The organism is Kosakonia sp. BYX6 (genome assembly GCF_038449125.1).
Taxonomy (GTDB): domain Bacteria; phylum Pseudomonadota; class Gammaproteobacteria; order Enterobacterales; family Enterobacteriaceae; genus Kosakonia; species Kosakonia calanthes.
The window spans coordinates 1887471-1899286 of the sequence record NZ_CP151800.1 but is presented as its reverse complement, the minus strand read 5'-3'; the positions used below and the strand labels follow the sequence as shown (position 1 = coordinate 1899286).

At 48.4% G+C, this 11816-nt stretch carries 5 protein-coding genes; 1 reads left to right on the top strand and 4 read right to left on the bottom strand.

Features of this window, described 5'->3' with window-relative positions:
- Window positions 1-106: 106 nt before the first annotated feature.
- Window positions 107-289 carry a YodC family protein gene (locus AAEY27_RS08875; RefSeq protein WP_342324722.1) on the bottom strand — a complete coding sequence of 61 codons (183 nt, stop codon included), beginning with the start codon at window positions 287-289 and terminating at the stop codon, window positions 107-109.
- Between the two features lie 79 nt (window positions 290-368).
- Window positions 369-1280, bottom strand: coding sequence for a DUF808 domain-containing protein (locus AAEY27_RS08870; protein WP_342324721.1), 912 nt, complete (start codon window positions 1278-1280; stop codon window positions 369-371).
- A gap of 210 nt (window positions 1281-1490) precedes the next feature.
- On the opposite strand from AAEY27_RS08870, the gene yedA reads away from it, so the two are divergent.
- Window positions 1491-2402: a drug/metabolite exporter YedA gene (yedA, locus tag AAEY27_RS08865; RefSeq protein WP_342324720.1), complete on the top strand. Its 912-nt coding sequence runs from the start codon at window positions 1491-1493 to the stop codon at window positions 2400-2402.
- A gap of 54 nt (window positions 2403-2456) precedes the next feature.
- On the opposite strand, the gene AAEY27_RS08860 is transcribed toward yedA, so the two are convergent.
- Window positions 2457-11342 (bottom strand): hypothetical protein, encoded by an 8886-nt coding sequence (locus tag AAEY27_RS08860; protein ID WP_342324718.1) that lies wholly within the window; start codon window positions 11340-11342, stop codon window positions 2457-2459.
- On the bottom strand, window positions 11273-11680 hold the full coding sequence (locus AAEY27_RS08855; RefSeq protein ID WP_342324717.1) for a hypothetical protein: 408 nt from the start codon (window positions 11678-11680) through the stop codon (window positions 11273-11275). Before AAEY27_RS08855 ends, AAEY27_RS08860 begins: the two co-directional genes overlap by 70 nt.
- Window positions 11681-11816 lie beyond the last annotated feature (136 nt).

The following is an 11816-nucleotide window of genomic DNA, read 5'->3' as shown; positions in this document are numbered from 1 at the left end:
TGGCTCCCTGATAAGTTAGAGATTGTTGCTTTGGTCCACGCCGGACAACAAAACGGCTGCTGTGTTTGCAAGAAAAACGCCCAGCAATGCCGGGCGTTTCAAGGGGTTATGCTTCTTCGTGGATCCTGCGCCTGTCGCCAGGCATCAGTTCATCTTCACGAAAGGCTTCCCGTTTGACTCCATAGCCGTCATACCACCGACACTCCACCATACCGCTGGCGTAACCGGTGACGATCATGCGCGGACCACCATTTTTCGCCTGAACTTCATCGCTGACCACAAAGACCATTACTGCCTCCTGTATCAGGGTGAAACTTTTTCACCTTAGACGAAGTTTGTTTATTTTGCATAACTCCAGGCGAGAGAATTTATGCTTCGCTGCCGCGCAAACGGGTCACCATTTTCACGATAACCACAACAATTGCACCAATAACAAAGCCGAGCAGCAGATTTGCCACCATCGGCGTCAACGCCTGTAACAACGCATTTTGTGCGCTGGCGAAATGTTCAATGGCGTGATGCAGTGGCGCAATACCGTGCACCACAATTCCGCCGCCGACCAGAAACATCGCCAGCGTACCGACCACCGACAAGACCTTCATCAACCACGGCGCAACGACCAGCAGGCCTTTACCCAGCCCTTGCGCCAGCGCGCCGTTTTTCTCCACCAGCCAATAGCCCATATCATCAAGCTTGACGATAATGCCCACCAGGCCGTAAACGCCGACCGTCACCAGCAGCGCAATGCCCGAGAGAATCAACACCTGGTTGAGCAAAGGCGCGTCCGCGACAATGCCAAGGGTGATGGCGACAATTTCCGCCGACAAGATGAAGTCGGTGCGTATCGCGCCTTTGATTTTATCTTTCTCAAACTGCTGCGGGTTTTGCGCCGCCAATGCTTCTAACCGCTGCTGGCGTGCTTCCGGGTTCTCTTTGTGTTTGCGCGACTCAATGGTGTGCAGCACTTTTTCAACGCCTTCAAAACACAAGAACGCGCCGCCGAGCATCAACAAGGGGGTAATCGCCCACGGAATAAAAGCGCTGATCAGCAGCGCCAGGGGAACGAGGATCACTTTGTTTAATAACGATCCGCGCGCGACGCCCCACACCACCGGCAACTCACGGTTGGCGCGCACGCCGGTGACTTGCTGGGCATTCAGCGAGAGATCATCCCCCAGTACGCCAGCGGTCTTTTTCGCCGCCAGTTTGCCCATCACTGAAATGTCATCCAGCAAGGTGGCAATGTCATCGAGTAAGGTTAATAAACTACTTCCTGCCAAAATGTCTTCCTTTTGATTATGCTGCGCAAAATCGCCCAGCGAGTAACGAACGGTGAACAGTATGAAGTAAAAGATAGCAGGCGAAAAACACCCTGGATTGGCATCAAAAAACATCAACAAAAATTTAACAGTTTCAGCACAATTAACCACTCGCCAGCCGGATAGTTTTGGCGTTTACTATAAGCCTCTTATATTCCTCCGTGGTGGGTTATGCGTTTCAGGCAAGTTTTACCTCTTATTGGAGCGCTTTTTGCGCTCTATATCATTTGGGGTTCCACGTACTTCGTTATCCGTATTGGCGTTGAAAGCTGGCCGCCGTTTATGCTGGCCGGTACGCGCTTTTTCTGCGCCGGGGTGCTGTTAACCGCGGTGTTGCTGTTGACCGGCCACAAGCTGCCGCCGCTGCGCCCGCTGCTCAACGCCGCGCTGATTGGCGTGCTGCTGCTGGCGGTGGGTAACGGTTTTGTCACCGTGGCCGAACATCAGAATGTCCCGTCCGGTATTGCCGCCGTGGTTGTCGCGACGGTTCCGCTGTTTACCCTTTGCTTCAGCCGCTTTTTCGGTATCGCCACGCGCAAACTGGAATGGTTAGGCATCGCCATTGGTCTGGCGGGCATTATTTTGCTCAACAGCGGCGGTAACTTAAGCGGTAACCCGTGGGGTGCCGGGTTGATTCTGCTGGGATCGATAAGCTGGGCGTTTGGTTCGGTGTACGGTTCGCGCGTCGAGCTACCGACTGGCATGATGGCAGGCGCTATTGAAATGTTAACCGCCGGCATTGTTCTGCTTGCGGCATCCGCCATCAGTGGCGAGCGCCTCACCGCCGTACCGCCGGCATCCGGCTTCTTCGCCGTGGCCTACCTGGCGCTGTTCGGCTCGATCATCGCCATCAATGCCTATATGTATTTAATCCGCAACGTGTCGCCTGCCGTGGCCACCAGCTACGCCTACGTCAACCCGGTGGTCGCCGTGCTGCTCGGCACCGGCTTTGGTGGCGAACACCTCTCCCCAGTTGAGTGGCTGGCGCTGGGTATTATTATTCTGGCGGTGGTGCTGGTCACGCTGGGTAAATACCTGCTCCCGGTGCGCCCGGTGGTTACGCCGTGCGAGGCGGAGAAGTAACCTCTATATTGCCCTGCTCAATGAGCAGGGTTTCAACACCGCTGTTTTGCGATCCTAGACCTTACTGAGATGGCGTTGCAGTAACTCAATTGCATAGCTGCTGGCATTCAAGACATCGGTGCTACGTAGGATGTAATCATCCGTACCTAACTCCTTCTTCGAGTGCAGTAAATTAATCTCTGCTCTGATCATCAGAAGCCCTTTCGTATACTCAGGTACTATTTCAAAAAATTGCTCCATCGACACATTGCCGCGCACATAATCAACGACATTGTTTAGCAAAACCCGCAATTCCTCGCTGATATCTTCAGCTTTACCAATCGGATTACCCTCGAAGAGCGATCGCAAACGTTTCCAGAAATCATGATTTTTACTTTGTTGTCTGGTCATAAGCGCAATCTCCTCGGCCGTAATATCGCCAGGGACATAGGTTTTGGCGCCTGATAACTTATTAATACTGCTCTGCAATTCGGGGGAGAAAAATGTCGGGTACACCGTCACTTTCTTATCCAGTAAATACGCTAACGCCTTGCCAAGCGGTACTTTCCCTAGCCCACCAAAACTTGTTTGCAGTTTGATTTCGGTGATTTTGGTCAAATCAATGGCATGACTTTCATCCAATGCCAGCCCGCGGATAACATCAGCCAGTTCTGTGGCATCCAGATGATTCACTGCGCCGGGACCGCCAGACGCTTTAATCACCAGCGTTGAACCCTCAACGGATAATTTCCCTCCAGGGCCCAGGAATGCAGCGATGCGCAACTTTTGAAGTGAAATCTCCCCGGATGAGACAACATTTCGGGTAAATATCCCCTCAGGCAGATCCGTTGCTTTCATCACCGCGGGCTTACCCGCCAGCGAAGCATCCAGCCGCCCAGGATTAACAACAAGAAACTCACCTTGTCCGAGGCTATATATCACATGTCCAGCATCGGATTTATCGCGTGGCATACAGGTAACCAGGTGACCAGCGGGAAGATCGGCGAGTTGCGATGGATTCTGTACTCTCACGGGTGAGTTGAGTATCTCATCCACGATGCCCAATTTCCCTAATTCGGGGGCAGGTTGAGTGATAACCGTATGCAGCGCCGTACGTAGCGCCTGTGCCTGTTCTGGTGCGAGCTTGCCGGATTGTTTCAATATATCTGTTAACCCGGCGTCGACGTTCACATTCGCCGGGATCTTGCTGGCAAGGTTTTTCAGGCTGGGAAGTTCCGGCACTAACATTCCTTTGGGATAACCAGCAATAATTTGCACATTGCCTTTCTCTCCCCTGAGTTTGAAACCGAGACCACTGGGTTCGACAAGCTGCTCGGCGGTTAATATGCGTGGGTCATTGCCCAACGAGACATTAAGCACGCTGTTGTTGACGCCGGTAAAACGCCCATTACCCAGACCGACCATTACGTGAATTTGCCGCCCTGTTTTTTCCGGCATGTTGGGGTCGACACGCATAAAAAATACCATTTCGCCCTCGCGGACGCGCAAGAGCGCCTCATGGCTATCGATGATTCTTGTGCTAGTGAACAGATCGGTTGACCCGGTGAGGGCTTGTCCGCTTTTTACCGCTTTTTTTATTCCCTCGCGCAATGTATTCGCCGCTGTCTTACCAAGCAGCTCGCTGTTTTCCAGCGAGTCAACAGCATAATCTATTGCCTCTTTCGCCGTGTTTTGCGTCAGCTTTCCGCGCCTAACCGTTGCCCTGATTGTACTGCCCACGCCTTTTTTGATGATTGAGCGTTTTATTGTCCCAACCTGTACTTCAGCTACTGGTACGTCAACGAGTGGTTTAGGGAAATACCATTCAGGTCGGCGTAGTACCTTTGCGCCAGGAATAATGGCATCCGGGCCATACGCCGTGTAATGACTGAAAATACCAAAATCGAGATCGGCTTTCGCGGCCGTGTTGTAATCTCCGTATTTAATCAGTGTGTTACTTGTAATATTGGCGTATTTTTGCGCCCATAACTCTTCAGGGAGGATAATAGGACCGTTCAGTTCATCATATTTACTGGCAAACTGTCCGGCCGTGAGATCAAAGACATAATCCTTGCCATTCTTTCTGCCCACGACCACGAAATGATTGCCGGGGAACCTGTCGCCCGCATGTAAAAATATCGCTATGCCGCGGTAGCGTATATCTTCAAAACCCTTCTTACGCATAAACTCTGCCACTGGTGCCATGGATATCTGACACCTTTCCTTAGGTTTGACTATCGCCTGGTGAGTTGAGTCCAGCTTATAGAGTTCATCCAGGTACTCTTTCGCCGGAATATCGCCCGTTTCCGGTTTGAGCGGGATGTTGAATGTGACCTTCTCCTTCGGTAGCCCTGTACGTTGAGGCTGCTCCCCTTTCTCCGGTGGGCCGAGCCTACTGTCGAAATCTACCTCAGCAAACCATGAGCCTTTTTCAAAGCGAACAATCTTACCGGGTTTCGTTGGGTCGGTAGGATCAACGGTACGCCATTGACGAAGCGTTTCATCCCAGCGAACTTCGCAGACGCCGCTGGAAGTATTGATGTAATAAGATCGGGTTCCCGCTGGTGAAACTGCGCCAACATAGACTTCGCCACCATGTAACATTTGTTTCTGCATATCGTTTAAAGAGACATCTTTGCGGATAAGCCCTTTATCAAATGTTTTACTCAATTTTCCCGGAACCACCTTGTTGAAATTCATGGCGGCTTTGGCTTTTGACGCCGCATAATTGATAAGATCCCGGGTGCGGAAAGCATCGACTAAGTCATATATTGTGCTGGCGCTTATTTTTGCTAATTCCCCAGCGCCAATAATTCCTTGTTTACCCAACCCTTTAACGACATGCATATACAGGCTTTTCCCTACTAACCCGCGTCCAATCCCTTCTCGGGTAAGCGTCGCTATACCTTTTGCATTTTTTACCAGCACACTCACTTTCATGCCGACTTGAGCGGCAACACAAAAGACCCCAATCATATCCGCAAGGATACTGGCTGCATCAGGTTTGTAATCCGGATCGGTGACAGCGTTATAGATTTCTGAATAAAACGGAACAAAGAGAGCTGCTGCGCGTTGCAGTATTGATGGCGAATAAAGGGCGGCTTTACTGCTATCCGCAGAACGTTTAAGCGCCTCTTGCATACTGATATTCAGCGTCTTAACCAAATTATCATGCGGCTGAGTTTCCTGTTCGTAGAAATCATACTCAAGACCACCGTATGGGGAATTAGCAAAGGGATTGGGATACTGCACATCATTCTCTTTCTTATAAAGTATGCCATTAATTAACTCTTTCTTTTCCCTGGTAGCGCGGCGCCGGCTGTCCCAGTAATTCTTTTCATTTGCATGGCCGCAATGTTGTTTAAAGAATGCTTCGTCAAAAACGCTTTCCAGGCCGTGTGCGTGGATCTTTTTCGGATCCAACGTCGCAATGGCTTTTAGCCAGGGACTGCCGTGCATTTGCGCATCGGTAAATATTCGGCTGAAAGTCGCTTCAGGGAAAATAGAAAAAAATATCCACCGCCCATCTTCGAGCTGAACAAAAAGTAATTCGCCTGCATGAATATCTTTAACATTATTGCTTTTGGTTACATTCAATCGAATGCGTTTTTTGACGGGAGCAGACATTTCATCGAGTGTAAGTCCAGAAACAGCCAGTAATTCACGGCTACGTTCACTTGCCTCCCATTCACTATATTTCTCCTTATACTCAATAAATTGCTGATTATATTCCAACTGCGACTCAAAATACTCACTCCCCAGCATTTCGGACAGTGCTGTATACCCTTCCGGCATTTCCTTTACGGCTATCAATGGATTAAGTGAATAGCGATCCTGAAAATACTCGTCAATAAGTTTAGTGGCGCTTAATCCTTTTACTGATGAAATCTCTGCTTTGTTTTTGAGCAACCAGTAAAGCATCGCTGGAAGAAGAATATAAACCTCAGGCTTTTCCTCATCTTCATACAACTCTTTAGATAGTTCTTCGGCTCGCTTATTCGCCCAGACAATATCTGCATAATTGTTTTGCAATATCGGTTTTGAAATATTTTTATTGGCCAATTTATCAACCAAATCGTTATAGTTGAGCTGTTGCGACATTGTGTTTCTGATCATTATTCTGGCAATACGTAAAGTACGAAGCTGTTGAAGGTCGGCCGCAGAATTTGAAAAACCCGTTTTACTACGAATACCGACCTCTTTCATCGCTAGTTCAATAATAGATTCCTCGGCAGCCATTAAAATATCTGACTTATCACGTTGTGCAGACAGGTATTGATTAAATACTTCCTTGCCAAGCTTAATACCCAGATCATAATGTTTATATTTTTCATTATAATTTTTTATCACTCGCTGATACTTTTCCTTTTGAGCGCGGGTTCTATCGACAATCGTACGTACAATGCTTTGCTGGGCCTCTTTACTTTTTAATTTTTCCGCAAGCTCACGCTTGCGCATGTAATAATAAGGGACATTCTCATTTTTATCAGGATTGCTTCTGTATCTTTCATATTCATCTTTCTCTTCTGCTTTTATCGATTCTATTTCATCATTAATATCACGCAATTTTTTTTCATTTTTATCGACACTTGTATTATTGAGTTTGTCTAATTTTACCTGTGCGTCATTAGCGAGAATACGAGCCTGACGGGCTGTTGCAAGGTCACTGTAATCTACGGCATCAACATTAAAAGCGTCCCAATAGGTTGCTAACAAAACCGGGTCCCAGTCCTGGTTGCTGTCGGTATTTCTGGTTTGCGGTGCAAGGTCCGAGTGTTGCGAGAGACGATTTCTGAGCCACAAAATATCCTTTAGCTTCTCATCATTCGGCTGGGTATACAGTTGACTAAACTCCTTATCCAGAATAATAAAAAGCTGGTTAATAAGGTTTTTAAATGAAATAAAGTGTTCAGCAGCGAGTTGAGATGCTATAGCCTGCCTCGTTGCAGGTGTAAATTCAGCCTTTGACATTCTTTCATTAATAACGGCGAATGTATTGAAATTAGTAGCATCAACTGCTTCAGAAAAATCCCAATAACCATCATTATTATTAATGATGACGACCATATTTTGTCCACCACCAGAAGCAGAAACCCCACCGAGATCATCGCTCAATGGTGTATATAGCCAATAGCGCCTGGAAATATAAATATAATGCTTACCGTCACTTTCTTTATATATTTCGCCCTCGACACCAGAAACAGGCAATTTGTGTTTATTTATTCCTGTTGCACCCCACCGTCTTGCTTCCTCAGACAATATAGCTGAACTACCTTTATGACCCGGCTGCTCCTTTAATTCCCATATATTTGAACCAGTTTTACGAAACAGCGTTTTTGCTCTTTGTTTGCCTGGGGATATAACAGCGCTGTTATCTTTCTGCAGCTGTACTGGCCAATATCGCTTATTCAGAAAGATATAATATTTGTCGCCATCGGCATAAAGTTGGCCTTCCCGACCCGATATCATTCTGCTGTAATTGAGCGTTTTGTCGGCAGACCATTTCTTTGCCGCCGCGATAAGTCCGGTACTTGCGCTGGTGAGTATTTGGTTATTTTGCTTGCCAGCATCGCCCTTCGCTGCATCTTCCTCACGCCCGAGATACCACGCCCAACGATAGTTACGGGGTTCAAAAATAATCGGCAGCCAGTTATTGTCATTTGGCGTTGTACTGTCAGTCAGGTAAAGCTGTGCCGTCACTATCCCCTGACTTTTATACCTTACATTGCCGATGTAATAATACTGCCCATCAATGTAGAGATACCTTCGTGCACCGGTATGATAGATATGAGGTTTATTGTTTTTTGTTCCCTCAACTTTTGCTACCGGAGCGCGGTAAGCACCCGACGCGGGGAAATCTGCTCTCACTTTTTTGATTAAATCAGCACTGATGATACTGGCTCGGGGCAACAACGGATAAGTAGGGACTGCAGGTGCAACGGGAGCCGGTTTTGCTGTTTCCACAACCTGAGTTGCAGTTTTTACTGGTACTGTTTCCGGTATTGTTGGTGCTGTTGTTATTGCATCGGGTATTGGCGTTGGAATAGTTGCTGGTGATGGAGTTACGACCTTTGGCTTTTCTTTTTTTGCTGGCGTTTTAACCTTGAGCGACCACTGGTTATCAACAAGCCAGATGTTCAGTGTTTGCGGCACACCTTCTGAAGATTTACCTATAGTAATTAGCGCGTTACTATCCTCCTGCATTTGCACGGGCCAATAGAAATTATTGAGGAAAATAAAATGCTTTTCAGCATCAGCATATATTCTCCCTTCCCACCCAGATGCCATTTCGCTATAGCTAAACGCAACATTCGATTTCCAGGTTTTTGCCGCAGCGATAAGTTCAGCACTGGCGAGTGTATGTGTCAGTACTTGCTGGTTTTTACTCTCGCTTCCCTTTGCTGCATCCTGATCTCGCCCCAGGTACCACGCCCAAACATTGTTGCGAGACTCAAAAATTATTGGCACCCAACTGTTGTCATTTGGTTTAGTGCTATCCGTGGGATAAAGCTGAGCGGTAACAATTCCTTTACTTTTATATTTGATATTGCTGATGTAATGATATTGCCCCTCGGCATAAAGATAATTGCGTTTTCCGGAGTGATAGATTTTTGCCTTACTATTTTTGACCCCTTCGACTTTCGCGACTCCGGCGCGGTGCGCGTCAGCAACGGGAAAATCTGCTTTTATTTTCTTTGATAATGCCGCACTGATGACAGATTTGCGCGGTAACAACGGATAAATCGCGGTGGAGGCTGGCATTACTGTAGTGGCTAAATTGACAGGCTTACTGTTGACTCCCGCGAACCTTTTCGGTCTGCTCAGCCGCGCAGCTTTGTTGTTCGTAGCCGCTCCAGAAGACGCTTGCACAAGCACATCAGCGACCACTGTATCGCCAGCGGGCGGCTGAGCTTGTTCAGTGTCATCCAGCTCATCAACCTTATCTGTAGCGTCGAACTCGTCTGTCAGGCCGAGATTAGCGAACGCTTCCTCGACCTGGCGCCTTATCGCCTGCTCGGCATACTCTTTTACCGCAGCGTTTATTCCTCTACCCGCGCCAATATAGCCACCCGACCATAACAACTCCTCCGGCAAGTTCAGGACAATGCGTTTAACCACCTTTTTTCGCCTATCTTTCTCCTGATATAACCGGGCGCCCATTACCGTTGTCGCAATCCCCATGCTGACGGCTGGCGACAGTGATAATGTCAATCGAAAGCCGATTTTTGACAGTTCCCGATTAATAAATCTATTTTTCACATTCACCGCAGGCCCTTCACCCAGACGTACACGATTAATGGCATGCACACCGCGATAGAGGTTTACGCCGGTACGTGTGCCGCGCAGTACCACGCGGACTGGTAGGGAGAATGGCCCCGTCACCATCCGAAACCCTCCCCTCACGATTGCCGATAACGCGCCACTCACCACCTTTCTTTCAGCCCAACGTCGAATATCTTCCGGCAAACTCCGCGAGCCCGCGAGGATCTCTTCCGCCGTTGGGGGATAAACGGTTGCGTTATCCGCTGCGTGCTGTAAGGCGAGCGTCAGCCGGCGCAAAAATCCTTCCGATTGTGGATCGGATTTTTTGGCAAAATGGCTGCGGCTATCGCTTGCAACCTCAAGGAATGCCTGGTCAAACAACATCGCCGCGGCATGCTTTTCTTGCGAGCTAATCCCTTGCAGATACTCACGTTTGACCGTTTCTGCCCATTCACTTATCCCACGAACAAGCATCCCGCTGCGGGAGAAGTTATCCAGAGAGTGGCCAGTAATATCCACAACGCGATTTTTGATAGTTGCTTTAAGCCGATTGAGTTCAATCAACCATTGTCTGGCATGTCCCCTTAACGCTTTGCCTCCGCTATACCCATGCCCGGCCAAACGCACGACAGAACCATTTACCTCGCGAGCAAGGCCGCTCAAAGCCTCGGCTATCTCGCGGATGGTTTTATCCATTTTTTGCATGTCTTTGTACCTGTCGGGCTCCAGGCTTCGCCGTGTCTGACCCAGTATCTCGCTTAAGGTGCCATAGAATTTCTCTTTCCTTTCATCGCTGGACCAACGCGTAACCGGTTTTATTAAAGCCTCCAGTTGTTCTTGTGCCTGGGAACTGATCCCCTGCCAACGCATGGTTTCTTCTGCCAATTGCTGATTGAGCACCACGCTAAGTACCGGAAGCTCTTCATCCCCTATTGCGGGATGACTGACTCGCAACCGCTGTTCCACCGCTTCGCCCATCAGATCGGCAAGCGCCGGGATCTGTTTGATCTGCCGTTCTGTCTGCTGGATTTCATCAAGCATCAGCATTGCACTGTTTTTTATCGCTCGATTAAGCCCTTCGGTATACACGCCAGGCAAAAGCGCATGGGTTGCCCTTGAAGAGAGTCTGCTGAGCGTGTTGCGCGTGCCGAGACCAAAACCCTTTATGCCCTGCATAACGTTTTTGACGCTGTCATCAACGTGCTTCCATTTACTCTCTTGAAAGGGCTTACGATCGTCCTCTTGTTCGGGTTCCACCCGTTTTTTTTCTCGCACCAATATTGTTGATATTGTGCCCAGCGTATCGGCCATATGCAGCATCGCCCGGACTAAACGGATATTGTCGGGTTCCTTTTCGCGGGCAGGCAATAGCGCCCTGGCAAGCGGGTTACCCACCAGCAAACGTTTATCTGGTTCGCCATCAACGGCCCGAAAATGTTGTGCATAAATCTGGTAATTTTGTGTCCAGTACGCCAGTTGTTCTGCATTGCCTAACCCGGTCGCATCGACCTGAGTGAGTAATGCGTTCATTGCATAAACCCGCGCGTCTCGCGCAGCCGTAAGAATATCCGCAATTTTGTGCTGCAGATAATCTGCCAGTTGCTGTCGGGTCAGTCGGCTTTCAGCCATCAGCGAATGTTGTAACTGGTTAAAACGCCGAAATTCGGCGCTGAGCATTGCGCTTTGCGAAACCAGCAATCCTTCCGCCTGTTGGCGTTGAATACCTTGGGGTACAACTGATTCCGGAAGCCGGGCAGCTTGCGGCTGTAGGCTGCCAAAATAAATTGCTTAAGATGATTTTCTTCAAAAGGATAGCGATCTTCTGAAAGGTCACTTTCTGTATTGGATATGACCGGCTCATACTCAGGTGAAATATCACCATATATCTCGAACAGATCATCGGCTGATAAACCAGGCCAGGTAACAGGTTCATGATTGTGTCGATATTCGTCTACTGACTCAGAAGGCAAAGAGATATCTTCTGCGTTGCTTTTCAGTAGAGAGAAAGGTTTAAGCATGTACTCGTGAAAAGGCATACTGCCTCCCTGACTAAACAGCGAGGTGACATGAGGCGTTATTAAAAAGCTCAGGATGAATAAAAGCTAGGCAGGTATCAGGGGAATGACAAACGCGAAAAAATGATTTGAGAATTTTCATCGGAGATTAAAAACA

Bases quoted from the DNA above. Each gene is read 5' to 3' on its own strand.
- AAEY27_RS08855 (WP_342324717.1), bottom strand. From the start codon at position 11,680: ATGCCTTTTCACGAGTACATGCTTAAACCTTTCTCTCTACTGAAAAGC.
- AAEY27_RS08875 (WP_342324722.1), bottom strand. From the start codon at position 289: ATGGTCTTTGTGGTCAGCGATGAAGTTCAGGCGAAAAATGGTGGTCCG.
- yedA (WP_342324720.1), top strand. From the start codon at position 1,491: ATGCGTTTCAGGCAAGTTTTACCTCTTATTGGAGCGCTTTTTGCGCTC.